The 25,553-nt window shown below is 65.1% G+C and carries 27 protein-coding genes; 9 read left to right on the top strand and 18 right to left on the bottom strand.

Annotated features, from left to right (window positions below; all coding sequences use genetic code 11):
- Positions 1–36: 36 nt before the first annotated feature.
- From era to hrcA, 9 genes are all read right to left on the bottom strand, one after another.
- Positions 37–963: a GTPase Era gene (era, locus tag KXR83_RS14850; protein WP_437425474.1), complete on the bottom strand. Its 927-nt coding sequence runs from the start codon at positions 961–963 to the stop codon at positions 37–39.
- On the bottom strand, positions 960–1,316 hold the full coding sequence (locus tag KXR83_RS14845; protein WP_437425473.1) for a cytidine deaminase: 357 nt from the start codon (positions 1,314–1,316) through the stop codon (positions 960–962). The genes era and KXR83_RS14845 overlap by 4 nt, the downstream gene beginning before the upstream one ends.
- Positions 1,313–2,713 carry a hemolysin family protein gene (locus tag KXR83_RS14840; protein ID WP_437425472.1) on the bottom strand — a complete coding sequence of 467 codons (1,401 nt, stop codon included), beginning with the start codon at positions 2,711–2,713 and terminating at the stop codon, positions 1,313–1,315. The genes KXR83_RS14845 and KXR83_RS14840 overlap by 4 nt, the downstream gene beginning before the upstream one ends.
- A gap of 6 nt (positions 2,714–2,719) precedes the next feature.
- Complete coding sequence (gene ybeY, locus KXR83_RS14835; RefSeq protein ID WP_031331071.1) at positions 2,720–3,274, bottom strand: rRNA maturation RNase YbeY; 555 nt, start codon at positions 3,272–3,274, stop codon at positions 2,720–2,722.
- A 34-nt stretch (positions 3,275–3,308) separates the two neighbouring features.
- Positions 3,309–4,310: a PhoH family protein gene (locus tag KXR83_RS14830; protein ID WP_099384646.1), complete on the bottom strand. Its 1,002-nt coding sequence runs from the start codon at positions 4,308–4,310 to the stop codon at positions 3,309–3,311.
- Between the two features lie 175 nt (positions 4,311–4,485).
- Positions 4,486–5,262: an alpha/beta hydrolase family protein gene (locus KXR83_RS14825; RefSeq protein WP_437425471.1), complete on the bottom strand. Its 777-nt coding sequence runs from the start codon at positions 5,260–5,262 to the stop codon at positions 4,486–4,488.
- Positions 5,253–6,020, bottom strand: a complete 768-nt coding sequence (locus KXR83_RS14820; protein ID WP_437425470.1) for a 16S rRNA (uracil(1498)-N(3))-methyltransferase — start codon at positions 6,018–6,020, stop codon at positions 5,253–5,255. Before KXR83_RS14820 ends, KXR83_RS14825 begins: the two co-directional genes overlap by 10 nt.
- Before the next feature lie 26 nt (positions 6,021–6,046).
- Positions 6,047–7,204, bottom strand: coding sequence for a molecular chaperone DnaJ (gene dnaJ / locus KXR83_RS14815; protein ID WP_023953972.1), 1,158 nt, complete (start codon positions 7,202–7,204; stop codon positions 6,047–6,049).
- Between the two features lie 92 nt (positions 7,205–7,296).
- The gene (gene hrcA, locus KXR83_RS14810; protein ID WP_030171876.1) at positions 7,297–8,331 is read right to left on the bottom strand and encodes a heat-inducible transcriptional repressor HrcA; all 1,035 of its coding nucleotides are present in this window, start codon (positions 8,329–8,331) and stop codon (positions 7,297–7,299) included.
- Between the two features lie 92 nt (positions 8,332–8,423).
- Here hrcA and KXR83_RS14805 point away from each other — a divergent pair, with 92 nt between their 5' ends.
- Positions 8,424–8,849 (top strand): type II toxin-antitoxin system VapB family antitoxin, encoded by a 426-nt coding sequence (locus tag KXR83_RS14805; RefSeq protein ID WP_437425469.1) that lies wholly within the window; start codon positions 8,424–8,426, stop codon positions 8,847–8,849.
- Here the strand turns inward: KXR83_RS14805 and hemW are convergent.
- Complete coding sequence (gene hemW / locus KXR83_RS14800) at positions 8,761–9,933, bottom strand: radical SAM family heme chaperone HemW (protein ID WP_437425468.1); 1,173 nt, start codon at positions 9,931–9,933, stop codon at positions 8,761–8,763. The two genes, KXR83_RS14805 and hemW, sit on opposite strands and share 89 nt — an antisense overlap.
- A 68-nt stretch (positions 9,934–10,001) precedes the next feature.
- On the opposite strand from hemW, the gene KXR83_RS14795 reads away from it, so the two are divergent.
- The 6 genes from KXR83_RS14795 (at position 10,002) to KXR83_RS14770 (ending at position 16,309) form a co-directional block, all read left to right on the top strand.
- Positions 10,002–10,553, top strand: a complete 552-nt coding sequence (locus tag KXR83_RS14795) for an ion channel (RefSeq protein WP_437425467.1) — start codon at positions 10,002–10,004, stop codon at positions 10,551–10,553.
- Positions 10,554–10,910: 357 nt separating this feature from the next.
- Complete coding sequence (locus tag KXR83_RS14790; RefSeq protein ID WP_437425466.1) at positions 10,911–12,611, top strand: nitrite/sulfite reductase; 1,701 nt, start codon at positions 10,911–10,913, stop codon at positions 12,609–12,611.
- On the top strand, positions 12,608–13,339 hold the full coding sequence (locus KXR83_RS14785) for a phosphoadenylyl-sulfate reductase (protein WP_437425465.1): 732 nt from the start codon (positions 12,608–12,610) through the stop codon (positions 13,337–13,339). The genes KXR83_RS14790 and KXR83_RS14785 overlap by 4 nt, the downstream gene beginning before the upstream one ends.
- Entirely contained in the window at positions 13,336–14,274 is a 939-nt protein-coding gene (cysD, locus tag KXR83_RS14780) for a sulfate adenylyltransferase subunit CysD (RefSeq protein WP_437425464.1), read from the top strand. Before KXR83_RS14785 ends, cysD begins: the two co-directional genes overlap by 4 nt.
- Positions 14,274–15,569: a sulfate adenylyltransferase subunit 1 gene (locus KXR83_RS14775; protein ID WP_437425463.1), complete on the top strand. Its 1,296-nt coding sequence runs from the start codon at positions 14,274–14,276 to the stop codon at positions 15,567–15,569. The genes cysD and KXR83_RS14775 overlap by 1 nt, the downstream gene beginning before the upstream one ends.
- Positions 15,566–16,309, top strand: coding sequence for a sirohydrochlorin chelatase (locus KXR83_RS14770; RefSeq protein ID WP_437425462.1), 744 nt, complete (start codon positions 15,566–15,568; stop codon positions 16,307–16,309). Before KXR83_RS14775 ends, KXR83_RS14770 begins: the two co-directional genes overlap by 4 nt.
- Here KXR83_RS14770 and KXR83_RS14765 read toward each other — a convergent pair.
- Positions 16,302–16,904 carry a TetR/AcrR family transcriptional regulator gene (locus tag KXR83_RS14765; protein WP_437425461.1) on the bottom strand — a complete coding sequence of 201 codons (603 nt, stop codon included), beginning with the start codon at positions 16,902–16,904 and terminating at the stop codon, positions 16,302–16,304. The genes KXR83_RS14770 and KXR83_RS14765 overlap by 8 nt on opposite strands.
- Before the next feature lie 68 nt (positions 16,905–16,972).
- Here KXR83_RS14765 and KXR83_RS14760 point away from each other — a divergent pair, with 68 nt between their 5' ends.
- On the top strand, positions 16,973–17,812 hold the full coding sequence (locus tag KXR83_RS14760; RefSeq protein WP_437425460.1) for an alpha/beta fold hydrolase: 840 nt from the start codon (positions 16,973–16,975) through the stop codon (positions 17,810–17,812).
- 79 nt (positions 17,813–17,891) lie between these two features.
- On the opposite strand, the gene KXR83_RS14755 is transcribed toward KXR83_RS14760, so the two are convergent.
- The 6 genes from KXR83_RS14755 to KXR83_RS14730 all read right to left on the bottom strand — a co-directional run bounded on the left by KXR83_RS14755 (position 17,892) and on the right by KXR83_RS14730 (position 22,275).
- Positions 17,892–18,890: a sulfate/molybdate ABC transporter ATP-binding protein gene (locus KXR83_RS14755; protein ID WP_062799742.1), complete on the bottom strand. Its 999-nt coding sequence runs from the start codon at positions 18,888–18,890 to the stop codon at positions 17,892–17,894.
- A complete protein-coding gene (cysW, locus tag KXR83_RS14750) occupies positions 18,887–19,783 on the bottom strand; it encodes a sulfate ABC transporter permease subunit CysW (protein WP_437425459.1) in 897 nt (298 codons plus the stop codon). The genes KXR83_RS14755 and cysW overlap by 4 nt, the downstream gene beginning before the upstream one ends.
- A complete protein-coding gene (gene cysT / locus KXR83_RS14745) occupies positions 19,783–20,631 on the bottom strand; it encodes a sulfate ABC transporter permease subunit CysT (RefSeq protein ID WP_437425458.1) in 849 nt (282 codons plus the stop codon). The genes cysW and cysT overlap by 1 nt, the downstream gene beginning before the upstream one ends.
- On the bottom strand, positions 20,628–21,695 hold the full coding sequence (locus KXR83_RS14740) for a sulfate ABC transporter substrate-binding protein (protein WP_437425457.1): 1,068 nt from the start codon (positions 21,693–21,695) through the stop codon (positions 20,628–20,630). Before KXR83_RS14740 ends, cysT begins: the two co-directional genes overlap by 4 nt.
- 146 nt (positions 21,696–21,841) lie before the next feature.
- Entirely contained in the window at positions 21,842–21,931 is a 90-nt protein-coding gene (locus KXR83_RS14735) for an Ms4533A family Cys-rich leader peptide (protein WP_317615613.1), read from the bottom strand.
- Positions 21,932–22,074: 143 nt separating this feature from the next.
- Complete coding sequence (locus KXR83_RS14730) at positions 22,075–22,275, bottom strand: hypothetical protein (RefSeq protein ID WP_197037973.1); 201 nt, start codon at positions 22,273–22,275, stop codon at positions 22,075–22,077.
- Positions 22,276–22,422: 147 nt separating this feature from the next.
- Here KXR83_RS14730 and KXR83_RS14725 point away from each other — a divergent pair, with 147 nt between their 5' ends.
- A complete protein-coding gene (locus tag KXR83_RS14725) occupies positions 22,423–24,435 on the top strand; it encodes a glycoside hydrolase family 15 protein (RefSeq protein WP_437425456.1) in 2,013 nt (670 codons plus the stop codon).
- An 81-nt stretch (positions 24,436–24,516) separates the two neighbouring features.
- Here the strand turns inward: KXR83_RS14725 and KXR83_RS14720 are convergent, their stop codons facing one another.
- A complete protein-coding gene (locus KXR83_RS14720; protein ID WP_437425455.1) occupies positions 24,517–25,551 on the bottom strand; it encodes an aldo/keto reductase in 1,035 nt (344 codons plus the stop codon).
- Between the last annotated feature and the right edge of the window lie 2 nt (positions 25,552–25,553).

Here is a 25,553-nt window from a genome sequence, read left to right as displayed (position 1 = left end):
CGGGCTGCTCCCTCGATCGTCGTTATGGCGCGCCCGTCAGAAGCCGAGTCGTCCCAACTGCTTGGGGTCGCGCTGCCAGTCCTTGGCCACCTTCACATGAAGGTCCAAGTACACCTTGGCACCCAGTACTTTCTCGATCTGAACGCGGGCCACCGTGCCGACCTCTTTGAGGCGAGCACCCTTTTTCCCGATGATGATGCCCTTCTGGCTGTCGCGCTCCACGTACAGATTCGCGTGCACGTCGACCATCGGGATCTGCCCTTCCGGAGCCTCCCGTTCGATGATCTCCTCGATCACCACGGCAAGGGAATGCGGCAGCTCGTCGTGGATTCCCTCGAGCGCGGCCTCTCGGATGAACTCGGCCATCAGGGTGGTCTCGGGTTCGTCGGTCAATTCGCCGTCGGGGTAATACGCCGGGCCCGGCTCCATCAATCCGCGCAGGACGTTGACGAGCACGTCCAATTGTTTGCCCTTGGCAGCGGAGATGGGCACCACTTCGCTGTCGGGTCCGAGCAGTTCGGACAACGCCATCAGCTGCTGAGCGACACGGTCGGGTTTTACCTTGTCGATCTTCGTGACCAGGCCGACCACGGGCGTCTTCGGGGCCATCTCTTTGAGCTGCTGAGCGATCCAGCGATCCCCCGGCCCGATCTTCTCGTCGGCGGGGACACAGAATCCGATCGCGTCGACTTCCGAATACGTGTCGCGCACAAGGTCGTTCAGACGTTTACCGAGAAGAGTGCGGGGCCGGTGCAGACCTGGGGTGTCCACCAGGATGAGCTGGGTGTCCTCGCGGTTCACGATGCCCCGGATGGTGTGCCGGGTGGTCTGCGGCCGGCTGGAGGTGATGGCGATCTTCTCCCCCACCAGCGCGTTGGTCAACGTCGATTTACCGGTGTTCGGCCGGCCGACAAAACAGACGAAACCGGACCGGAAGTCGGAGTCGCTCTCTGGAGCGCTCACGCTGGTACCGCCAGATGCCGGATGGCGCCCGCAGGGTCCACTGCCAGCGCGTACGCGTCGGCGCTGACCTCGGTCAACGGTGTCAGACCCGGATCATCGCCCACATCGGCGCCGGACGCGATGACCGCCGCCTCGAATCCCTCGGCACCGCTGGCCACGGCCATCGCCACTGCCACCTGCAGCGCTGACAGCCGGAGCGAGGTGAGAGCGACAGAACCGGCGGCATACGTCCTGCCATCGGTGTCCCGTACCGCCGCGCCAGTGGCGCCGCCCGATCGAGCCATCGCACCCCGCGCCAACGTCAACAGTTTGCTGTCCTCGTCATCGAGTCCGGAAGCCGCTGGTCGGCTCATGACGCCTCCTCGTGTAGCTGGGTGGTGCGTTCGGCGGTGTCCGGCTGATGGTCGGCCGTGTCGACGGTCTCGTCTTCCGACACGTCCCGCTTCTTCTTCCGCTTCTTTTTCTTCTCGAGTTCTTTCTCTGGCATCCGGTGCACCACCACCGACGTGATCCGTACGCGTCCCTGCCGATTCGGCCCGCCCTCGGCGATCAACTCGAGCCCATGCAGTTCCACGACAGCTCCGGGCAGCGGAACCCGGCCGAGGACAAGGCCGAACAATCCACCGACGGTCTCCACGTCGTCTTCGTCGAACTCCACGTCGAACAGCTCCGCGAGGTCCTGGACCGGCAGTCTCGACGACACCCGGTATCCGTCCGTCCCGTCGTCGAGAGCCTCGATGGGCGGGGTCTCGTCGGTGTCGTACTCGTCGTTGATCTCGCCCACGATCTCCTCGAGCACATCCTCGATGGTCACCAGACCGGCGATACCGCCGTACTCGTCGACCAGCAACGCCATGTGATTGCGGCTGCGCTGCATGTCGGCGAGCACCTTGTCGAGGGGCTTGGAATCGGGGATGAACTCGGCTTCGCGCATCAGTTCGCGTACTTCCACCGCAGTCGGCTGGGCCGGTGGAAGTCCCCGCTGCACCAGGTCTTTGAGGTACACCACCCCGAGCACGTCGTCAGGATTCTCGCCGATCACCGGCAGACGGGAATGTCCCGAGCGTACGGCCAGCGACGTGGCCTGGGCCGCGGTCTTCGTCGCCTCGATCCATACCATCTCGCCGCGGGGAACCATCACCTCGCGTGCGCTGGTGTCACCGAGGTCGAACACCGACTGGATCATGCGTCGTTCGCCCGCGGCCACGACACCGGTGAGCTCGGCCATGTCGACCACCTCACGCAACTCGACCTCGGTGGCGAACGGTCCGTTGCGAAAGCCTTTTCCTGGGGTGATCGCGTTACCGAGAGCGATCAACAGCCGGGTCAGCGGGGTGAGCAGCACCCCGATGATCTGCAGGACAGCCGCGGAATTCACCGCGAACGAGTAGGCGTTCTGGCTGCCGAGGGTGCGTGGGCCCACTCCGATCACCACGTAGCTGACCACTGCCATCACGCCGATGGCCACCACGACACCCCAGGGGGTACCGAGCACCTCGACGGCGTACCCGGCAGCGAAAACCGTTGCGGCAGTCTCGCAGACGATGCGCAGCAGCACGGTCAGCGCAACGTACTTGGCCCGATCGGTGAGCACGTCGCGGAGCCGGCGAGCGCCGGGCCGGCCGTCTTTGACCAGATCCTCTACCCGCGCGGGCGACACGGTCACGAGGGCGTTGTCGATGGCCGCGAAAACGCCGCCGATCGATACCAGCGCAACTGCGGCGATCAGCGGGGCTATATCAGCGGGCACTGGTGATCAGCTTCCCTCGGAGGTCGGTGAGTCGTCGTCGAAGCCGGTGCTGTGCAGCAGCTTCGCGTCTCGCTGGGCCATCCGGGCGGCGCGGGCGCGGGCGCGCCGGTCGTCATACCAGTCTTCGATGATCTGGCCCTGTAGACCGAACATCGCCTTCTCTTCCTCGGGCTCGGCGTGGTCGAAGCCGAGTAGGTGCAGCACACCGTGCACGGTGAGGATGGACAATTCGTGGTCGGTGGAGTGCCGGGCAGTCGCGGCCTGCTCTGCCGCGAACTCCGGACACAGCACGATGTCGCCGAGCATGGAAGGACCCGGCCCTGCGGTGTCGGGGCGTCCACCCGGACTCAGTTCGTCCATCGGGAAACTCATCACGTCGGTGGGACCGGGCAGGTCCATCCAGCGCATGTGCAGCTCCGCCATCGTCTCGCTGTCGACCAGCACCATCGACAACTCGGCCGCCGGATGTACATCCATGCGGCCGAGCGCGAAGGTGGCGACGTCGATGAGCATTTCTTCCGGCACGTCGACGCCGGATTCGTTGGAGACCTCGATACTCACAGGTCTCCACCCGTCGTTCGGGGTGAGTCCGCGTTCATCGGTGCCGACCGCCGGCCGCGGCACGGCGCTGTGCGCGATTGCCGTGCAATTCTGCCGCCGCCTCATCTCGGCCATAGGCGTCGACGATGTCGGACACCAGGCGATGGCGTACGACGTCGGCGCTGGTGAGATGCGAGAAGAAGATGTCGTCGATGTTCTCGAGGATGCGGCTTGCCGCACGCAGCCCACTCTCGGAGTTGCCCGGCAGGTCCACCTGGGTCACGTCGCCCGTCACCACGATCTTCGAGCCGAAGCCGAGCCGGGTGAGGAACATCTTCATCTGTTCGGCCGTCGTGTTCTGCGCCTCGTCCAGAATGATGAACGCGTCGTTGAGGGTGCGGCCACGCATGTAGGCCAGCGGTGCCACCTCGATGACCCCCGCTTCCATCAGTTTCGGGATCGCCTCGGGATCCATCATGTCGTGGAGGGCGTCGTGCAGTGGCCGCAGATACGGGTCGATTTTCTCGTGCAAGGTGCCCGGCAGGAACCCGAGACGTTCGCCGGCCTCGACCGCAGGACGGGTCAGGATGATCCGGCTCACCTCTTTGGCCTGCAACGACTGCACTGCCTTGGCCATCGCGAGGTAGGTCTTGCCGGTGCCGGCCGGACCCATGCCGAAGACGATGGTGTTCTTGTCGATCGCGTCGACGTAGTGCTTCTGGTTGAGCGTCTTGGGCCGGATGGTCTTGCCGCGCCTGGAGATGATGTCCAGACTCAGCACCTCCGCAGGCGAAGCCCCCGACCCGTCGGTCAGCATGCCGACGCTGTGGCGGACGAGGTCCGGCGTCAACGGGGTTCCGCGCCGCACCACCGAGGACAGTTCGGCGAGAACGCGCTCGGCGATCGCCACGTCGGCGGGTTCACCGGTCAACTTCACGGCGTTGCCGCGTACATGGATGTCGGCGGTCAGATCGGACTCGAGCTGCTTCAGATTCTTGTCACCAGCGCCCAGCAGTCCGAAGATGACATCCGGTGACACTTCGAGGGTTGTGGTCACCGTCGCACGCGCCGATGTCCCGTCCGCGTTGTCGCTGGTTCGGGTCGCGCTGTTGTCATCTCTCACGAAGTTCTTTTCTCCTGCTCTGCCGCTGGGTTCGATTGATTCTACGTCGATGAAACGCCCGGTTTCACGTCAATATTTCGCCTGCTCGTCGAAGCCGGACCTCGCGCCGTCAGATACCGAGTACCCGGACCGTCTCTCGATGACCCCTGCTGCGCGGATTGACGAACACGTCGTGGCCCTCACCGGGGACCACGATGAGTTCCGCCGACTGACCGGCGTGCACCACGCGGTGCACGTAGTCGCGACTCACCTCGACCGGCACCGACTCATCGAGGTCGCCGTGGATCGCCACGACGTGGGCGGGAAAAGGTGCCTGCTCCACCGGTGAGGCGTCGCGGTACAGCTGCGGCGCCTGCTTGATCGAAGCCCCCATCAACGCACGCAGTGACGGGCGTCCGGCGCGTCCACCCGACTGCAGATCGAGCGGGGCTGCTTGCGCGATCACCGTGGAGATCGCTGCTCTCTTGGTGACGGCGCCCAGCTGGGCCACGGCCCACACCCCGAGCTGGCCGCCCGCCGAGTGCCCGATGACAGTGACCCGCGACCAGTCGGCCGCGGACGCGATGTGTTCGGGCAAGGCGTATCGGACCGGGCCGTCGAGTGCGGAGATCGCGGCGACGACATCGTTGCCCGTGCGCGGCCATCCACCGCCTTCTTCCCCGACGCGGCGGTACTCGATGTTCCAGACCACGGCTCCGCGGGCGGCGAGATCGCGGGCGATGGCGGTCTCGATGGTGAGCCCGAACTCGGTGCTCCAGTAGCCGCCGTGCACGAGGACGATGACCGGCACACCGTTCTCCGTGGGCGATGTCGGCAGGTAAACGTGACCGAACTGCGAATTACGCTCGCCGTAGGCCAGTTTCACCCTTTTGACCCTCACCTCCATGGCGTGCCCACCGCCCAACGCGGGGTCAGCGCGCCGATGGCACCGAGTGCGACCGCCGCGGCACTGGAGGTGCGCAGCACCTCGGGGCCGAGCAGGACCGCGACCGCACCGACCGACACCAGAGCCGCGACTTCCGAATCGTCCAGTCCGCCTTCTGGTCCCACGATCAGCATGATCTCCGCAGCGCTCGACAGGTCCAGCGTGGCCAGGCCCGACCGGGCACTCTCGTGCAGGACCGCGACGATGCCGCCGGCCACGACGACCTGTTGTGCGCGCGTCACGACGTCCCGCGTCGCAGCGAGGTCTTCCACCTCCGGGATGAAGGCCCGCCGGCTCTGCTTGGCTGCCGCCCGAGCGGCCGCCCGCCACTTCGCCACACCCTTGTCCGCCTTGGGCCCAACCCATTTCGCAACGCAGCGGGCACTCTGCCACGGCACGATCGCGTCGGCACCAGCCTCGGTGGCGAGGTCGACGGCGAGTTCGGATCGTTCGGATTTGGGCAGCGCCTGCACCACGGTCACCCGCGGTCGGGGTGCGGACCTGCCGACGTGATCGAGTACCCGCGCCTGAAGCGACGCCTTGCCCTCGGTCGTGATCACCTCGGCCAGCCCGGACGTCCCCAGACCGTCGGCCACGATGATGCGTTCGCCCGGCGAAACCCGGGTGACGGTGACGGCATGGCGACCCTCGTCGCCGTCCACGATCGCGATCTCCCCGGTGGGCGGCACGCTGGCGACCCAGAACAGCGGCGGACTCATGACGGCGTTCTCGGCACAGCCCTGCGTCAGCGCCCGGCGAAGGCGTTACGCAGCCGGGAGAACAGTCCCCCGGTGTTCGATGACCCGGCGTGCACCAGTTCGATCTGGTCCTCGAGAGTCAGCTTCCGGAACTCCTTGAGACGCTTGGTCTGTTGCGAATCGAGGCGCGTCGGCACCACCACGTCGAGGTGCACATGCAGGGTGCCGCGCACCCCGGTGTGCAGGTGCGGCATTCCCTGACCACGGATCTTGGCGATCTGCCCTGGTTGCGTTCCGGGTTCGATCACCACGCGGGTGGAGCCGCCCAGGATCGTGTCGATGTCGATCTCGCCACCGAGGGCCGCGTCGACCATCGGGACACGCACGGTGCAGTGCAGATCGTCGCCGTCGCGGACGAAGACGCTGTGTTGCTTTTCCTGGACCTCCACGTAGAGGTCGCCGGCAGGACCGCCACCGGGTCCCACCTCGCCCTGGCCGACGAGACGAACCCGCATGCCGTCGGCAACACCAGCGGGGATCTTCACCGTGAGGGTGCGACGCGAACGCACTCGTCCGTCACCACCGCACTTGTGGCACGGATCGGGAATGGTCTCACCGGCGCCCCCACAGGTGGGACACGGTCGCGACGTCATCACCTGGCCGAGGAACGAGCGTTGCACCGACTGCACTTCGCCTGCGCCACGGCAGGTTTCACACACGACCGGCTTGCTGTTGCCGTTTGTACCCGACCCCGTGCACACGTCGCAGAGAATCGCCGTATCGACCGTCACCTCTTTGCTGACACCCGCCGCGCACTCGTCGAGGTCCAGTCGCATCCGCAGGAGCGCGTCGGAACCCGCTTGGACGCGACCACGCGGACCCCGTCCGCCGCCGCCGCCCGCGCCACCGAAGAACGCCTCGAAGACGTCGCCGAGGCCACCGGTGAACCCACCGTTGCCGAAGCCCCCGAAGCCACCGGCGCCTGCCGATTCGAGCGGGTCACCGCCGGCATCCACGATTCGTCGCTTCTCGGGGTCGGTCAGCACCTCGTAGGCGGCGGTCACGTCCTGGAAGCGGTTCTGGGCCGACTCGTCGGGGTTGACGTCGGGGTGCAATTCACGCGCCAACTTGCGGTATGCGCGTTTGATTTCCTGGTCGCTGGCGCCTCTGTCCACACCAAGGATCCCGTAGTAGTCACGTGCCACGGCGATGCATTTTCCGTTCTTTGATTCATCTCCGGGAGCACCGAGCAGGCGCGTCCGGATGGGTTATTCAGGTCAGTGTGCGGCGTTGCACGTCATCGATCGGCGAGTACCTCGCCGACGTATCTGGCAACGGCGGCGACGGACGCGATCGTTCCCGGATAGTCCATCCGGGTCGGTCCGAGCACGCCGAGACCACCGAACACAGTGCCCGAGGCACCGTACCCGGTGGAAACCACGGCGGTGCCACGCAGGTTCTCTTCTCGGGTCTCCTCGCCGATCTGCACCGTCACGGTGCCGGTGTTCTGTGTGGCGGCCAACAATTTCAGGACCACCACCTGCTCTTCGAGCGCTTCGAGGACCGATCCCATGGCGCCGGCCATCGGCGCGAAATCGGCGGCGGCCCGGGTCAGATTGGAGGTGCCACCCATCAGCAACCGATCGGCCGATCGCTCCACCAGTGTCTCCACCAACACGGTCGCGACCCTGATGAACGGCTGACGCAGGTCTTCGGGTGCCTTGTTGGCCAGCTCCGCGACCGCATGTGAGGCGACCTCGAGCCGCTGGCCGTTCAGCGCGGCACCGAACATGTCGCGCAGCCGGCTGATGTCTTCGTCGTTCAGGTCGGAGCCGAGGTCGACGATGCGCTGTTCGACGCGGCCGGTGTCGGTGATCACCACCAGCAGCAATCGGGCCGGGGTCAATGCGACCACCTCGAGGTGACGGACCGAGGACGACGAGAGCACCGGGTACTGGATCACCGCGACCTGCCGGGTGAGTTGGGCCAGCAACTGCACCGACCGCCGGAGAACGTCGTCGAGGTCGACCCCGGAATCGAGGAAGCTCAGAATGGTGCGCCGCTCCACAGGTGACAGCGGCTTCACCTCGCTGATGCGGTCGACGAACAGGCGGTACCCCTTGTCCGTCGGAACGCGGCCGGAGCTGGTGTGCGGCTGGGTGATGTACCCCTCGGCCTCGAGTACGGCCATGTCGTTGCGGACGGTGGCGCTGGACACACCGAGGTGGTGGCGATCGACCAGTGCCTTGGAGCCGATCGGCTCCTGCGTCGCGACATAGTCGGTGACGATGGCGCGAAGTACTTCGAAACGACGTTCATCGGTGCTCGACATGAGCAGTTCACCTCCAGCCCTCGGCTTTGGACAATGGGCACTTCACAGCATTCATCAAGTCTACGGCGACGGAGAACCGATACGGTGAACCGGTGATTTTCAAGGGCGTCCGCGACGGGAAGCCGTACCCGGACCATCAGTTGTCCATTCGCGATTGGGCCAAGATCCCGCCGCGCCAGTTGCGGCTCGATCAGCTCATCACCGTCACCACGGTGCTCGCGCTGGACAAGCTGCTCTCCGAGGACTCGACCTTCTACGGAGACCTGTTCGCACACGCCGTGCGCTGGCAGGGCGACATCTATCTCGAGGACGGCCTACATCGCGCAGTCCGGTCGGCGTTGCGCAACCGGCACGTCATCCATGCACGACTACTCGACCTGGACAACGTGTCCGAGCTCACCCGCGAACCGAGTACCGGTGTCGAGAGTGTCAGCCGGCCAACAGGTCACGGACCACGCCATCAGCCAGCAGACGTCCACGGCTGGTCAGAACCAGGGACGATCCGACCCGTTCGGTGAGCCCGTCGGAGATCGTTCGCGCGGCCCGCTGTTGCTCGTCGGGACGGAGTTCGGACCACGCGAGCCCGACCGAACGGCGGATCGCCAGCATCACCCGTTCGGTGTGCTGATCGTCCGGACTCAGCTGTTCGTGGCCGGCAACCGGTAGTTCTGCGGCCGCCACCGCGGCGGCATACCTGGCCGGGTGTTTGTGGTTCCACCAGCGCACCCCCGCGACGTGCGAGTGCGCCCCAGGCCCGGCACCCCACCAGTCGGCGCTGTCCCAATAGCCGAGATTGTGCCGACAGAACGAGTCGGGAACCTCGGTTCGCGCCCAGTTGGACACCTCGTACCACCGAAGCCCCGCGGCCGAGAGTCGCTCGTCGATCATCTCGTACCGGCTCGCGAGCACGTCGTCATCGGGGGCCGGCAGCTCTCCCCGACGTACCCGTCGGGCCAGCGCGGTGCCGTCTTCGACGATCAGCGCGTAGGCCGACACGTGGTCCACCCCGGCATCGAGCACCGCATCGAGCGACGAAGCGAGATCTTCGTCGCGCTCTCCCGGGGTGCCGTAGATCAGATCGAGGTTCACGTGTCCGAGCCCGGCGGCCCTGGCCTCACGCGCGGCGGTGACGGCCCGGCCGGGGGTGTGCGTGCGGTCCAGCACTGCGAGAACATGACCCGCCGCCGATTGCATCCCCAGTGAGACACGGGTGAACCCGGCCGCGACGATGCCCTCGAAGAACTCCGGCGACGTCGATTCGGGATTCGATTCGGTGGTGATCTCGGCACCCGGTGCGATGTCGAAATGACTCCGCACCGATGCCATGACGCGCCCCAAACCCTCCGCGCCCAGCAGGGACGGGGTGCCACCGCCGACGAAGATCGTCGAGACGGGCCTGGACGGATCGAGGTGGGTCGCCGCCATCGACAGTTCACCGTCGAGCGCGGAGAGCCACTGCTCCGGTGACGAACTGCTGCCCAGCTCACCGGGCGTGTAGGTGTTGAAGTCGCAGTAACCGCAGCGCGTCGCGCAGAACGGGACGTGGATGTACAACCCCAGAGGGGTCTCGGATCGCGACTTCGGGATGAAGGTGTTCGGCATCGTGGTTCGATCATCCCAGTACCGGCGACAACAACAGAATTCAGCGCAACCGGCGAGGGGCGAGACCCATGACACGACCCGATAGGTCGGGCGACTTCATCCAACTGCCCAGAAGCCTGATCGTCTGGGCGATGGTGCGATCTTTCGGCATCGTGGTCGCTTATCTGGCCGCGTACTTCATGGTGCCGTGGACGGTGCTCGACGGCTGGGGCGAAGTGGTGGTCGTGGCGGCGTTCCTGGTGGTCGCTGCGCTCACAGCCGTCTGGCAGATCGGGCGGATCCTGCGGGCTCCGGCGCCCGCGGTCCAGGCGATCGAGGCTCTTGCCATCATCGCCCCGCTTTACCTGCTCGGCTTCTCCCTCGGATATTTTCTGCTCTCGGCCAATGACCCTGCCCAGTTCAACGAGCCGCTGTCCCGGATGAGCTCGCTCTATTTCACCTTGTCGGTGTTCGCGACCGTGGGCTTCGGCGACATCACCGCGGCCGTCGATCTGTCCCGCGCGATCGTGGCGATACAGATGGTCCTCAACCTGATCGTCGTCGGCGTGGGCATCAAGGTCATCGTCGCGGCCGTCCAGTGGAGCAGGACGAAGAAGAAAGAATCTGTCGGAGAGGAATGACCACGGCTCGACCGGTGTTGACACCTGAATACGTCGGTGTCGACCGCGCCGACGGACTTCGGCTCAGAGTGAGCCAAAGTAAGCCCAAGTAGACGCATCGAGGAAGGCCGTGGCACTATGGGCGACGTGACTTCTCAAGGGGTGTGGCTCGCGATGCGACGGCACATCGATCTCAAGCGCGTATGCAGCGCTTTCTGTCTTAACTGACAAGCGGCACAACCCACGGTCCACAGCCCGGACCGCAGATGGTGACAAGCCCGCGCCACGCTCTTCCCTTGTACCAAGCCTTTGCAGGACTCCCGGGTGCCTCGAGCCCCGATCTGCATGCTGCCCGGAGTCCGCCAGACAGGAGAATCAATGACGTCGACCGCAGACGCCCCCGGCAAACCGGCGCGGCGGGCACGTCCGACGAAGCGCCGCGCCGAGGGCCAATGGAAACTCGGATACCGGGAGCCGCTCAACCCCAACGAGCAGGCCAAGAAGGACGACAATCCGCTCAACGTCCGCGCCCGCGTCGAAAACATCTATTCCAAGCAGGGCTTCGATTCGATCGACAAGCAGGATCTGCGCGGCCGGTTGCGTTGGTGGGGTCTCTACACCCAGCGCGCCGAAGGCTATGACGGCACCTGGACCGGCGACGACAACATCGACATCCTCGAGGCCCGCCATTTCATGATGCGGGTCCGCTGCGACGCCGGCGCACTCACTGCCGAGCAATTGCGCACGATAGGTCAGATCTCCACCGAGTTCGCCCGCGATACAGCCGATCTCTCCGATCGTGAGAACGTCCAGTACCACTGGATCGAGATCGAGAACGTCCCCGAGATCTGGCAACGACTCGAGGCCGTCGGCCTCAAGACCACCGAGGCATGCGGGGATTGCCCCCGCGTGGTCCTCGGGTCCCCGCTCGCCGGTGAGGCCGTGGACGAGATTCTCGACCCCACACCCGCGATCGATGAGATCGTCCGCCGGTACATCGGCGACCCGAAGTACTCGAACCTCCCCCGCAAGTTCAAGACGGCGATCTCCGGGCTGCAGGACGTCGCTCACGAGATCAACGACGTCGCCTTCATCGGCGTCAACCATCCCGAGCACGGTCCCGGCCTCGACCTGTGGGTCGGCGGCGGTCTCTCCACCAACCCGATGCTGGCGCAGCGGGTCGGTGCGTGGGTCGCACTCGACGACGTCCCGGACGTCTGGGAGGGCGTGGTCTCGCTGTTCCGCGACTACGGATACCGGCGTCTGCGCACCAAGGCCCGGCTGAAGTACCTGCTCAAGGACTGGGGCATCGAGAAGTTCCGCCAGGTGCTCGAGGACGAATACCTGGGCCGCAAGCTGATCGACGGACCGGCGCCTGCCCCGCTCACCGCACCGCGCGACCACGTGGGCGTGCAGAAGCTGAAGAACGGCCTCAACTCCGTCGGGTTCGCGGCGATCGCCGGACGCGTCTCGGGCTCCAAGCTCACCGCTGTCGCCGATGCCGCAGCCCGGGTCGGCTCCGACCGCATCCGCTTCACCCCGTACCAGAAGCTGGTTGTCCTCGACGTCGCCGACGACAAGGTCGAGCAGCTCATCTCCGAACTCGCACCTCTCGGGCTGATCGCCAGGCCGTCGCCTTGGCGGCGCAACCTGATGGCATGTTCGGGCATCGAGTTCTGCAAGTTGTCGTTCACCGAGACGCGTAAACGGTCGCAGGTGCTGGTGCCCGAGTTGGAGTCACGGCTCGCCGACATCAACGACCAGCTCGATGTCCCGATCACGGTGAACATCAACGGCTGCCCCAACTCGTGCGCCCGCGCCCAGATCGCCGACATCGGATTCAAGGGCATGCTCGTCGAGGACGCCGACGGCAACACCGTGGAAGGCTTCCAGGTTCACCTCGGCGGCAGCCTCGGTCAGGATTCGGCATTCGGCCGCAAGCTCCGTCAGCACAAGGTGCTCTCCGGCGAGATCGGTGACTACATGGACCGCGTGGTCCGCAATTTTGTGAAGCAACGCAGTGACGGTGAGCGTTTCGCCCAGTGGGCGATTCGCGCCGACGAGGAGGATTTGCGATGAGTACCGCAGTTCGCAGTGAGGCGGAGTTGCGCGATCTGGCGGCGGAAGGTGCAGGACTGCTGGGCCCGGATGCCTCTGCGCACGACCTGATGCGCTGGACCGCAGACACTTTCGGCACCGAGTTCATCGTCGCATCCAACATGCAGGATGCGGTGCTCGTGGACGTTGCGGCATCCGCCGTCAGCCCCGAGCAGTTGAACGGCAGCAAACTCAAGGTGCTGTTTCTCGACACCGGCTATCACTTCGCCGAGACCCTCGGCACCCGCGACGCTGTCGAACAGGTCTACGGCGTAGAGATCGTGAACGCCAAAGCCGAGCAGAGCGTCGCCCAGCAGGATGCGGTCGTGGGACGCAACCTGTTCGCCTCGAATCCCGGCGAGTGCTGCCGGTTGCGCAAGGTGGTGCCGCTCAAACGTGAGCTGTCGGGATACCGGGCCTGGGTCACCGGCATTCGCCGAGTGGAGTCCCCCACCCGCGCCAACGCGCCTCTGATCTCCTTCGACGAGGCGTTCGGGTTGGTGAAGATCAATCCGATCGCCGCCTGGACCGACGACGAGTTCCAGGACTACATCGAACGCAAGGGCGTGCTGGTCAATCCTCTTGTGGACGAGGGATATCCGTCGATCGGATGCGCTCCCTGCACCACCAAGCCGATCAACGGCGCCGATCCCCGAAGTGGCCGATGGGCCGGACTGGCCAAGACAGAATGCGGGTTGCACGCGTCATGACAATCGACCAGAACACCGACGTACTACCCGTCGAGACCGCGGATGAGTTCACCACACTCGACGCCCTCGAGTCCGAGGCCATCCACATCTTCCGGGAGGTGGCCGGCGAGTTCGAACGTCCGGTGATCCTGTTCTCCGGAGGCAAGGACTCGACCGTTTTGCTGCACGTCGCGCTCAAGGCGTTCTGGCCTGCGCCGCTGCCGTTTTCGCTGCTGCACGTCGACACCGGGCACAACCTGCCCGAGGTGCTGCAGTTCCGTGACGATGTGGTGGAGCGGCACAGCCTGCGCCTGCACGTCGCCAAGGTCGAGGACTACCTGGCCGATGGCAGGCTCACCGAACGCCCTGACGGCATCCGGAATCCGCTGCAGACCGTTCCCCTTCTCGATGCGATCACCGAGAACCGGTTCGATGCCGTGTTCGGTGGTGCCCGCCGGGATGAGGAGCGTTCTCGCGCCAAGGAGCGGATCTTCTCGCTCCGCAACGCTTTCGGGCAGTGGGACCCCAAACGTCAGCGGCCCGAACTGTGGAACCTCTACAACGGCAAGCACGCACCCGGTGAGCACGTTCGGGTGTTCCCGTTGTCGAACTGGACCGAACTGGACGTGTGGCGGTACATCGCCCGCGAGCAGGTGCTCCTCCCCTCGATCTATTACGCGCACGAGCGCGAGGTCTACTCCCGTGACGGCATGTGGATGACGCCCGGACCCTGGGGCGGACCCGCCGACGGTGAGGAGATCCAGAAGCTCTCGGTCCGGTACCGGACCGTGGGCGACGGATCGACCACCGGGGCCGTGTTGTCCGACGCCTCCGACAACGAGGCCGTCCTGGCCGAGGTCGCGGCATCGCGCCTGACCGAACGTGGTGCCACCCGCGGCGACGACCGGGTCTCGGAGGCCGCGATGGAAGACCGTAAGCGCGAGGGATATTTCTGATGAGTGCTTCACCTGATCTGCTGCGTCTGGCCACTGCCGGCAGTGTGGACGACGGCAAGTCGACCCTCGTCGGCCGGCTGCTGTACGACACCAAATCCGTTCTGGCCGACCAGATCGACGCGGTCACCCGCGCCTCGGTCGACAAGGGCCTCGATCAACCGGATCTGTCGCTGCTCGTCGACGGTCTGCGCGCCGAGCGCGAGCAGGGCATCACCATCGATGTCGCCTATCGCTACTTCGCCACACCGACGCGTTCGTTTGTGCTGGCCGACACCCCAGGGCATGTGCAGTACACCCGCAACACGGTGTCCGGCGCGTCCACTGCCGGCCTGGTCATCCTGCTCGTTGACGCTCGCAAGGGTGTCATCTCGCAGACCCGTCGGCACGCCGCGGTGATGGCCTTGCTGGGCGTGCCCCGACTTGTGTTGGCAGTCAACAAGATCGACCTGGTCGACGACCCGGAAAAGGTGTTCGGCGAGATCCGGACCCAGTTCACCGACATGACAACCTCGCTCGGATGGAGTGCCGATCGGGTCGTCTCGATCCCGGTGTCGGCGCTACACGGCGACAACGTCGCCGTGCGTTCGGAGAACACGCCCTTCTACGACGGCCCGACACTGATCGATCACCTCGAGTCCGTGCCCGTCGAAGACGACCGCAAGCCGGTCGGATTCCGCTTCCCCGTTCAGTACGTGATCCGGCCGCGCACACCTGAGTACCCCGACTACCGGGGCTACGCCGGTCAGGTCGCCGCCGGACGAGTCACCGTCGGCGACGAGGTGGTTGTCTTGCCTTCGGGCACCCGCACCACCGTCGAACGCATCGACACCGCGGACGGTTCCCTGCAGTCCGCACACACCGGGCGCAGCGTGACCGTGCTCCTCGCGGACGACGTCGACGTCTCCCGCGGTGACGTGATCGCCGCAGTCGCCGATGCGCCAGAACCCATTTCGCAGTTCAGTGCCACGGTCTGCTGGCTCGGCGACAAGGCTCTGCGCCCCGGTGCGCGACTGCTGCTCAAGCACGGCGCCCGCACCACCCAGGCCATCGTCGGCGAACTCGAGGTGCTGTTCGACGAGCAGGAACTGGTATTGCGCGATCAGCCCGAATCGCTGGAGCTCAACCAGATCGGCCGGATCTCCGTGCAGACCGCACAGCCGATCAGCGCCGATGACTACAACACCAACCGCGAGACCGGCAGTTTCCTGTTGATCGATCCGCAGGGCGGCAACACCCTCGGCGCCGGACTGGTGGGCGACGCCCTGTCGCAGCTGCACCTGAAAGAACTTGTGTGACAACACTTGTGCTCGCCGCCCATGGCAGCCGTGACCCCCGGTTCGCGGCCACCATGGAACGGATCACTCACGGTGTCCGCACCCGGCTCCCCGGGGTCGACGTGCGCCTCGGCTACCTCGACCTCAATTCCCCGAGCGTCGCCGAAGTCCTGGCGGGCTGCACTGGCCGGGTGATGGTCGCTCCCCTGCTGCTGTCCAACGCTTTCCACAGCAAGGTCGATCTTCCGGCGATCGTCTCCGACGCCTGCGCCGCCAATCCCGACATCGAGGCCCGGCAGTTGCCGCCGCTCGGAGACGATCCCCGGATCGTGAGCGCGCTGATCGGCCGGCTGGACCAGGCGGGCATCCGCGCCACCGATGGCGTCGTGTTGACCGCAGTCGGATCCAGCGATCCCACCGCCGACGAGGCCGTTCGGGCCCGCGCCGGAGAACTCGCCGTCCGGCTCGGAACACCGTTGGTGCAGACGGTCTTCGCGACCCGACTGGGCCGGGATCACAGCGATCTGCATCAGGCTCTACGGAGTCTGCGGCGCGGCGGTGCACGGCGTGTTGTTGTCAGCCCGTATTTCCTGTCCGCCGGTTTGCTGACCGAGCGCGTCGACGCTGCCGTGGACCACTTGGCGCCGGGGTCGTTGATAGCCGGCCCGATCGGGGCTCATCCCGACCTGATCGACGTGGTGTGCGATCGCTTCCGCGACGCGACCATGGCCACCCCGGTTTCGTTCTCAGCGTTCAGATAGAACGCTTGGTCGCCGCCTTCTCAGTCAGCGGCACCCCATGGTAAGTACCTGCCAAGGCCGCCCCGGCCGCGAGAAGTGGCGCGGTGTCGCGCAGGGTCCGGGTCATCACAAAGGCCCCCTCCAACGCGCAGATGACGGCGATGATGACCTCCCTCGCCGTGTCCGGATCGACGCCTCGACTCTCGAAGTACGCCGTTCCCAACGTGATCCAGTCACCGAACACCGACGCTGCGGCCAACCGGAGCGATTCGTCGGCATTTGCGACCTCACCGGCAACGGTCGACACAGGACACATGTTCGCAAAACCGGTCTGCTCGATGTCCTCGGCAGCCAAAGCGAACGCGGCTTTGATGCCGTCGCCGAGGTCGGCCTGATCGGCGAAGACCGCCGGGATGATCGCGGCGTAGGCGACACCCGCGTTCACCAGTGCCTCGCGGGCGATCTGAGCCTTGCCCTCGGGAAAGTGATGGTAGATGGATCCGATCGGCGCGCCTGAACCGGCGACGATCTGCTTCATGCTCAGCGCCGCATACCCGTGCACCCGCATCAGTTCGACCGCCGTGGTCAAGATCGTTTCTCGCGTCCCTCTTGCCATCAGCACCTCCGCGTCCCATACTAGAGCAATCGTTCTAGAACGATTGCTCTAGTACCGGGGAGGTCATCATGCAGACAGTGGAGCTGAGCGCAGGAACCATCGAGTATCGCGAGGTCGGAGATCCAGAAGGCCCTCCCGTGGTGCTCACCCACGGATTGCTGATGAACGACCACCAGTGGGATCTGGTGCTGCCACTCCTGCCCGACGGTTTCCGGTACCTGTTGCCGGTACTACCATTGGGCGGCCATCGCATCCCGATGGATCTCGATGCCGACCTGACGATGCCCGGAATGGTCGGCATCCTGTCCGGGTTCTTGGCGGCCCTGCACCTGCAGCAGGTGACGCTGATCCTGAGCGACTGGGGCGGCCCGTTGTTCCTGCCCGAGCTCACGTCCGGTGAACGGATCACCCGCCTGGTGATCTGCCCAGCCGAAGCGTACGACAACTTCCCGCCAGGGTTCCCCGGCAAGGTGGTGAAGGTCGCGACCTCAATACCGGGCGGAATCCTGTTCGCGCTGCACCAGTTTCGCAACAGCTTCTTACGCCGGACTCCGATGGTCCTCGGGTTGATGGCCAAGAAACGTATCCCGGACGACATCATCGCGTTATGGACCGATCCCGGGGTGGCGTCAGCCGACGTCCGCCGAGACGTATTGGCGTACTGCCGAACGAGATTCGACAAGGCAGCTCTGATCGCAGCAACCGAGAAGCTGCGCGACTTCGCGGGGCCGGTGCTGATCATCTGGGCGCCGGAGACCAACGTGATGCGGCGCGAGCACGGGCAACAGCTCGCCGATCTGTTCCCCAAGGGCACCCTTGCCGAGGTCGACGATGCCTACGTCTTGATCATGCTCGATCAGCCCCAGCGCACCGCCGAGCTCATCGGTGAGTTCCTGGTGAGCACCTGACTTTCGCCCAGGGCCGTACAGACGAGAAAACGACCCAGCCGGACGGCTGGGTCGTCTTCACGTCAGAGGGTTCGCGCAGTTAGGCGAGCGCAGCGTCGGGCACCCGGGTGGCCCTGACGTAGACGTCGTCGCCGTCCCGCAGGCCCAGCGCCGCGGCGTCACCACGGGTGATCTGGGCGTGGAAATCCTCGTTCGTGGCGGCGTTCTCGAGTTCGACACGCACCTCGAATCCCAGGTACACCACGCGCTTGACCCGCGCCTTGAGTACCCCGGTCTCCGCCGCGTTCTTGTCTGCGGACGCCAGTGCGAGGTCGGGGGTGCGGCCGACGCGGATGTCGTGTGGCCGGACGAGTACCCCGTTCAGCTTCGCCACCGAGCCGAGGAACGACATCACGAACTTGTTGTCCGGCCGGTCATAGAGATCTGCCGGTGAGCCGATCTGCTCGATGCGTCCCTTGTTCAGCACCGCGATGCGATCGGCGACGTCGAGCGCCTCCTGCTGATCGTGGGTCACCAGCACGGTGGTCACCTGGACCTCGTCATGAAGCCTGCGCAGCCATGCCCGCAGATCCTCACGGACCTTGGCGTCGAGTGCGCCGAACGGCTCGTCGAGCAACAACACCTTGGGGTCCACGGCCAGAGCCCGCGCCAGCGCCATCCGCTGTCGCTGTCCGCCGGAAAGCTGTGCCGGATAACGGGTCTGGAAACCTGCTAAGCCCACCACCTCGAGCAGCTCGTCGACCTTCGCCTTGATCTCGTTCTTGGGCCGCTTACGGATCTTGAGCCCGAACGCCACGTTGTCCCGCACCGTCATGTGCTTGAAGGCCGCGTAGTGCTGGAACACGAATCCGATGTCGCGTCGCTGCGGGGAGATCCGCGTGACATCGTCCCCGTTGATGAGCACGGTCCCCGAGTCGAGCTGATCGAGTCCTGCAATGGCGCGCAGAAGCGTCGACTTGCCCGACCCGGACGGTCCGAGCAGTGCTGTCAGCGAGCCGACGGGGATGTCGATGGACACGTTGTCGAGGGCGGCGAAGTCGCCATAACGCTTGTTCGCGTCGATAACCGAGATCGTCATACCAATTCACTCTCCTGCGTTTTCGGGGCTGTCTCGGCCGGGTCTGCGGCAGCGTCGGACTCGTTGCTCGCCTGTCGGCGCTCGATTTGATTGGTTCCTGTTCGCCGCTGCACGAGTGTCATCAGCAGCAAGACGACGATGGCGATGATCATCAGCAGCGTTGCCGCCGCGTAGGCGCCGTATTCGTTGTAGTCGTCGGTGTACCGCGACGACACCAGCAGTGTGAGGGTCTGAGAGATGCCCGGCAGGTTCGACGACACGATGATCACCGCGCCGAACTCGCCGAGGGAGCGCGCGATCGTCAGGACCACACCGTAGGAGAGTCCCCACCGGATGGCGGGCAACGTGATGCGCCAGAACGTCTGCCAGCCGTTGGCCCCCAGCGTCGCAGCGGCCTCCTCCTGCTCGGTTCCGATCTCGCGCAACACCGGTTCCACCTCACGCACCACAAACGGCAATGTGACGAAGATGGTTGCGAGCACCATGCCGGGCAGCCCGAAGATCACCCGGAAGCCGAGGCTCTCGACACCGCCGAACCAGCCTCCGTACCCCCACAACAGGATCAGCGCGACACCGACCACGATGGGCGAGACGGCAAACGGCAGATCGACGATGGCCTCGACGACGCCTCGACCGCGAAAACGTCCTCGCACCAGAGCCATGGCGGTGAAGACACCGAAGACCACGTTTAACGGGACCACGATGAGAACGATCAGCAAGCTCAGCTGCAGAGCGGAGATCGCTGCGGGTGTGGTGATCCAGTCCCAGAACTGTGCGATGCCGTGCTCGAACGACCGGTAGAAGATGAGTGCCACCGGAACCACCAGCAGCACAAAGAGATACAGCAATGCGATCACACGCAGGGTGAGTCGCGGGAATCTGGAGATCTTCATCAGTTCGCCTCCTCACGGCGCGAGGTCCAGCGACCGAGTACTCGCAGGACAAGCAGCACCACAAAGGCGATCAGCAGCAGGGCCACCGATACCGCGGCGGCATCAACCGGTGAGTCGATCTCGAGTTGCTGCTGGATGTATTGCGACGCCACCTGGGTGTCGCCGGGGATGTTGCCTCCGATCAGCACAACCGAACCGAACTCGCCGATGGCGCGGGTGAAGGCCAGACCTGCACCCGAGAGCACCGCGGGAGCCAGTGACGGGAAAATGATCCGCCACCAGATGGTCCAGTTGCCTGCGCCCAGAGACGCGGCTGCTTCTTCGACCTCTTTGTCGATCTCGATCAGCACGGGCTGCACCTGACGGACGACAAACGGCAACGTTACGAAGGTCAGCGCGATCACCAGTGCCGTGCGGGTCGCGTTGAGTTCGATGTCGATCGGACTGCTCGGCCCGTACAGGGAGAGCAGCACGAGGCTGGCGACGATGGTCGGGAGCGCGAACGGTAGGTCGATGAGCGAATTGACGATCTGCTTGCCCGGGAACTCGTCACGGACCAGCACCCAGGCCACGATGGTGCCCATCACCACGTTGATCAGTGCGACGACCAGCGAGACGAGGACGGTCACCTTCAGGGCGTCGACCGCACCTTCGTCGCTGACGGCGGCCCAGAATCCGCTCCACCCGTCGTCGAATGCCTCACTGGTGATCGCGGCCAGCGGCAGGAGCACGATGATGCTCAACCACAAACCGGCAATTCCGATGCTGAGCGGCCCGACGCTGCCCCATCCTCGCTTGGGTGGACCTGAGGAAGCGGGTGGCTTCAACGGCGTCACTGTGGCGGTCATACCTTGCCTCCCGCGTCGTAGATCTCGGTGATCGCCCCGGAGGTGCCGAACAGCGCTTTGTCCACTGCCGGCCAGCCTTTGAGGTCTTTGCCCTTGTTCTTCTCGGCAGTGCCCTCGCCGAGGACCTTGCCCAATTCGCTGATCGTCCACAGTTTGGTGATCACACCGGGGAACAGATCCTTGGTCTCCTCGACGACGACAGGGTCGACGGGACGGAAACCCTGCTGCGCCCAGAGTCGTTGCGCCGGTGGTGTGAAGAGGTAGCTGACGAAGTCGTTGGCCGCCTCCTTCTCCTTGCTGAAGTTCACCACGGCGACCGGGTTCTCGATCTTGAACGTCTCGGGTGGGATGACGTAGTCGACGCGCTGCCCCGGCTTGGCGGTGGGGTTCTGGTTCTTGAGGAAGATCGCCTCGTTCTCGTAGCTGATCAGTACGTCGCCTTGGCCCTGCTCGAAGGCGGTGGTCGCCTCACGTCCGGACTTGGGTTGCACCCGGGTGTGGTCGCGGACGAGTTCGGCCACGTAGTCCAGCCCGGCTTGCTCGTTCAGACCCCCGTTGCTCTTCGCGGCAAACGGTGCCAACAGATTCCATTTGGCCGATCCCGAACTACCGGGGTTCGGCGTGACCACCTGGACTCCTGGCTTGAGGAGGTCGTCCCAGGTACGGATGTTCTTCGGGTTTCCCTCGCGGACCACGAGCGCGACCACCGAACCGAACGGTGTACTGCCGTTGGGGTACTGCTCGGCCCAGTCCTTGTCCACCACCCCTTCTTTCACCAGGCGGGTGATGTCGGGTGCGACGGAGAAGTTGACGACATCGGCCGGAACGCGGCGGGCGACCTTACGTGACTGGTCGCCGGACGCGCCGTACGACTGCGAGAAGCCGATGCCCTTGCCCTCTTCGGTGTCGCGGAAGGCCGGGATGATCGCGTCGTAGCCGATCTTCGGCACCGCGTACGCGAAGAGGTTGAGGTGCCGTGAGCCGCTGGAGATGTCCTGGCCGCCGGGCTCATCGGTGGAACCGCCACCGCAGGCCGAGAGCACCAGCGCGGACACCGTCAGCATGGTGAGAATCCCGGCCGAAGATCTCCGAGCGCGCCTTCGCGTGCTCGTTCGGCGGGAGAGACGGAAAAGCACGGTTGTGTCCCCTTGTTTCAGGTCGGATGTGTTCGAGTCGAATCAGCGCAGGGCAAAGCCCCTGGAAAACGTGTTCAGCGACAGAGCGCGTCGAATACGCAGCGGTAATCGACCGCGAACAACGCCAGGGTATGGCGTACGCGGTAACCGACGGCTGCAGACATAGGCCGAAGACTAGCAGGATGAATTGGTCGACAGACGCACCAAAAGACGGTCGGATGAGCCCCTGCTCAGCCGAGCAACAACCAGGCCACCACTACCAACAGGATCAAACCGATCAGGGCCATCGTGACCTTCGAGCGAGGCATCAGTGTTCTCCGGAATCGGATTCGGTGGACTCGCGCCGGTCGACAACCCGAAATGAGGTGTCTACCAGCAAATTCATCAGATAAGACAGGCCGATGGCCAACGGTACGACCACCGCGGCGCAGACAAGGATCTGGGGGACGAACGACAACGACGTCAGCCACTCCTCGACGCCGTCCCACCACGTTGTCATCGCATCCACCACAACAGCCTAGCCCGACGACTTTTGTTCACCGTGATTCAAAATCGGCCAGGCCTGTGTTCGGTGGAGTCGGACGCTGTGCGGCTCGCCCCTACGAGTATCGCTGCATCGGTGGCATGGGGCATCGTGCAACCGCATGATAGAGCGATGACAACCCCAACCGAGGGCAGCAGCATCTCTGACCTCACCGGCAACACAGCGGTCCCCCGTCCGCATGTGAGCCATTCGGCCCTCAGTGGCGCGGCCCCCCATCAGTCCGCACCAGTGGTGCAATCTGCGTTCCCACCCATCGGTGACTACGCCTTCTTGTCGGATTGCGAGACCAATTGCCTGATCGCCCGGAACGGATCAGTGGAGTGGATGTGCGTTCCGCGGCCGGACTCCCCCAGTGTGTTCGGCGCAGTGCTCGACCGTAGTGCCGGGCATTTCAAACTGGCCCCCTACGGGGTGAACGTGCCCGTCGACCGGCGGTACCTTCCGGGCAGCCTGATGGTGGAGACCACCTGGCAGACCGACACGGGTTGGCTGATCGTGCGTGATGCACTGGTGATGGGACCGTGGCACGACAACGATGCCCGCTCCCGCACCCACAAGCGAACCCCTACCGACTGGGATGCCGAACACATCTTGCTGCGGACCGTGCGGTGCGTGAACGGCACCGTCGAATTGGCGATGAGCTGCGAGCCGGCATTCGATTACCACAAGGGTGGCACGAAGTGGGAGTACTCCGGGCCCGCGTACGGAGAGGCGATCGCCACCGCGACCGGTGTGACCGGCGACTTCCCGGCACTCAAACTCACCACCAATCTCAAGATCGGCCTCGAAGGTCGTGAGGCCCGGGCTCGCACCCGGATGACCGAGGGAAGCGAGATCTTCGTCGCCCTGAGCTGGGGTAGTCCGCCGGCCCCACAGACCTGGGAAGATGCGGCCCAGATGATGTGGGAGACCTCCGAATCCTGGCGGCAATGGATCAACGTCGGCAGCTTCCCCGACCACCCGTGGCGAAATCATCTGCAGCGCAGCGCTCTGACCCTCAAAGGACTCACCTACTCGCCCACCGGCGCGCTCTTGGCCGCCGCGACCACGTCGTTGCCGGAAACCCCCAAGGGCGAACGCAATTGGGACTACCGCTACGCGTGGGTTCGCGACTCCACCTTCGCCCTGTGGGGCCTGTACACCTTGGGCCTGGACCGCGAGGCCGGCGATTTCTTCTCGTTCATCGCCGACGTGTCGGGAGCAACAAACGGCGAGCACCATCCCCTCCAGGTCATGTACGGGGTGGGCGGCGAGCGAACTCTCGAGGAATCCGAGCTCAATCACTTGTCCGGTTATGACGGGGCCCGCCCGGTGCGGATCGGCAACGGCGCCTACAACCAGTCACAACACGACATCTGGGGCACGATGCTCGACTCGGTGTACTTGAACACCAAGACCACCGAAACCGTCTCGGAGACATTGTGGCCGGTGTTGAAGGCGCAGGTCGAAGAAGCCATCAAACATTGGCGCCAGCCCGACCGAGGGATCTGGGAGGTGCGTGGCGAACCGCAGCACTTCACCTCGTCGAAGGTGATGTGCTGGATCGCACTCGATCGGGGGGCCAAACTGGCTGCCATCCACGGGGAGACGTCGTACGCCAAGACGTGGGCCGAGAAGGCTCAGGAGATCAAGGCCGACATCCTCGAGTTCGGGGTCAACGATCGCGGGATCTTCACCCAGCGCTACGGCAGCGACGCCCTGGACGCCTCTCTCCTGCTCGTGCCGCTGCTGAGGTTCCTGCCCGCCGAGGACCCGCGCGTGCGCAACACCGTGCTCGCGATCGCCGACGAGCTGAGTGAGAACGGTCTGGTGCTCCGGTACCGGGTGGAGGAGACAGACGACGGCTTGTCCGGCGAAGAGGGCTCGTTCACGATCTGTTCCTTCTGGCTGGTGTCCGCCCTGGTGGAGATCGGTGAGCTGCCGCGGGCAAAAGCCTTGTGCGAGCGTCTGTTGTCGTTCGCGAGCCCGCTGAAGCTCTACGCCGAAGAGATCGAGCCCACCACCGGCCGCCAGCTCGGCAACTTCCCGCAGGCCTTCACTCACCTCGCGTTGATCAATGCGGTGATGCACGTGATCAGGGCCGAGGAAGCTCAGGGCCACGGGATGTTCATCCCCGCCAACTGACCCCGATGATGTGCGGTTCTGGCGACGAAACTGCCAGGTGGGCACCGCCAGAACCCCACATCATCGGAGAGCTCGGGGCGATCAGACCATCGGTGGGTTGAGCCGGGCAAACCCCTCCTGCCGGTGATACGGAAAGTAGGGGTAGGGCGCCTCGCGAACACTGACCGCGTCGAGCCGGGCGATCTGTTCGGCGTCGAGGCGCCAACCCACGGCGCCGAGGTTGTCGCGAAGCTGCTGCTCGTTACGAGCGCCCACGATCACCGAGGAGACGGTGGGTCGGCGCAACAACCAGTTCAGAGCGACCTGCGCGACAGTGTGCCCGGTCTCGGACGCAATGTCGGCGAGCGCATCGACGACGTCGAAGAGCAGCTCATCGTCGACGGGCGGGCCCGCATCAGCGGTCGCGTGCAACCGGCTTCCTTCCGGTAGGGGTTCGCCACGTCGGATACGGCCGGTCAGTCTGCCCCAGCCGAGGGGGCTCCACACGATGGCGCCTACGCCTTCTTCGGCAGCAAGCGGCATCAGCTCCCATTCGTAGTCGCGACCGACCAGCGAGTAGTAGACCTGATGCGCGACGTACCGCGAATATCGTTGGCGCTCAGCAATGTCGAGCGACTTCATCAACTGCCACCCCGAGAAGTTCGAGACACCCGTGTACCGGATCTTCCCCTGCTGCTGAAGGAGGTCGAGGGTGCTGAGCACCTCGTCGATCGGCGTACTCGCGTCGTAGGCGTGCAGCTGGAACAGATCGATCCGGTCGGTCCGCAGCCGCGTGAGTGCGCGCTCGACGGCACCGATCAACCGCGATCGCGACGACCCGTGGTCGGACGGCCCGTCTCCCATCGGCAAGCTCGCCTTCGTCGAGATGAGCACATCGTCGCGGCGTCCTTCGATCGCCGCGCCCAGAACCTCCTCCGAGGCTCCGGCGGAGTAGACGTCTGCTGTGTCGAAGAGGGTGATACCCGCCTCCACACACACGTCGACGATTCTCCGGGCCTGGGTGACATCGGTGTCGCCCCAGGCTCCGAAGAGTTCGCCCGCGCCACCGAATGTGCCTGCGCCGAAACTCAGTTCGGACACCACCAGTCCTGAATTGCCCACGCGCCGATACTCCACGA

The sequence above is a fragment of the Williamsia muralis genome (assembly GCF_051487485.1).
GTDB classification, from domain to species: domain Bacteria; phylum Actinomycetota; class Actinomycetes; order Mycobacteriales; family Mycobacteriaceae; genus Williamsia; species Williamsia muralis_B.
Note: the sequence above shows the minus strand (reverse complement) of the source record. Positions and strands in the feature narration are given on the sequence as shown.

Excerpts from the sequence above, each read along its gene's own strand:
- KXR83_RS14845 (WP_437425473.1), bottom strand. The coding sequence starts at position 1,316 with ATGAGCCGACCAGCGGCTTCCGGACTCGATGACGAGGACAGCAAACTG.
- KXR83_RS14825 (WP_437425471.1), bottom strand. The coding sequence starts at position 5,262 with ATGGAGGTGAGGGTCAAAAGGGTGAAACTGGCCTACGGCGAGCGTAAT.
- KXR83_RS14820 (WP_437425470.1), bottom strand. The coding sequence starts at position 6,020 with ATGAGTCCGCCGCTGTTCTGGGTCGCCAGCGTGCCGCCCACCGGGGAG.
- hrcA (WP_030171876.1), bottom strand. The coding sequence starts at position 8,331 with ATGTCGAGCACCGATGAACGTCGTTTCGAAGTACTTCGCGCCATCGTC.
- hemW (WP_437425468.1), bottom strand. The coding sequence starts at position 9,933 with ATGCCGAACACCTTCATCCCGAAGTCGCGATCCGAGACCCCTCTGGGG.
- KXR83_RS14795 (WP_437425467.1), top strand. The coding sequence starts at position 10,002 with ATGACACGACCCGATAGGTCGGGCGACTTCATCCAACTGCCCAGAAGC.
- KXR83_RS14790 (WP_437425466.1), top strand. The coding sequence starts at position 10,911 with ATGACGTCGACCGCAGACGCCCCCGGCAAACCGGCGCGGCGGGCACGT.
- KXR83_RS14785 (WP_437425465.1), top strand. The coding sequence starts at position 12,608 with ATGAGTACCGCAGTTCGCAGTGAGGCGGAGTTGCGCGATCTGGCGGCG.
- cysD (WP_437425464.1), top strand. The coding sequence starts at position 13,336 with ATGACAATCGACCAGAACACCGACGTACTACCCGTCGAGACCGCGGAT.
- KXR83_RS14775 (WP_437425463.1), top strand. The coding sequence starts at position 14,274 with ATGAGTGCTTCACCTGATCTGCTGCGTCTGGCCACTGCCGGCAGTGTG.
- KXR83_RS14765 (WP_437425461.1), bottom strand. The coding sequence starts at position 16,904 with ATGGCAAGAGGGACGCGAGAAACGATCTTGACCACGGCGGTCGAACTG.
- KXR83_RS14760 (WP_437425460.1), top strand. The coding sequence starts at position 16,973 with ATGCAGACAGTGGAGCTGAGCGCAGGAACCATCGAGTATCGCGAGGTC.
- KXR83_RS14755 (WP_062799742.1), bottom strand. The coding sequence starts at position 18,890 with ATGACGATCTCGGTTATCGACGCGAACAAGCGTTATGGCGACTTCGCC.
- cysW (WP_437425459.1), bottom strand. The coding sequence starts at position 19,783 with ATGAAGATCTCCAGATTCCCGCGACTCACCCTGCGTGTGATCGCATTG.
- cysT (WP_437425458.1), bottom strand. The coding sequence starts at position 20,631 with ATGACCGCCACAGTGACGCCGTTGAAGCCACCCGCTTCCTCAGGTCCA.
- KXR83_RS14740 (WP_437425457.1), bottom strand. The coding sequence starts at position 21,695 with ATGCTGACGGTGTCCGCGCTGGTGCTCTCGGCCTGCGGTGGCGGTTCC.
- KXR83_RS14735 (WP_317615613.1), bottom strand. The coding sequence starts at position 21,931 with ATGTCTGCAGCCGTCGGTTACCGCGTACGCCATACCCTGGCGTTGTTC.
- KXR83_RS14725 (WP_437425456.1), top strand. The coding sequence starts at position 22,423 with ATGACAACCCCAACCGAGGGCAGCAGCATCTCTGACCTCACCGGCAAC.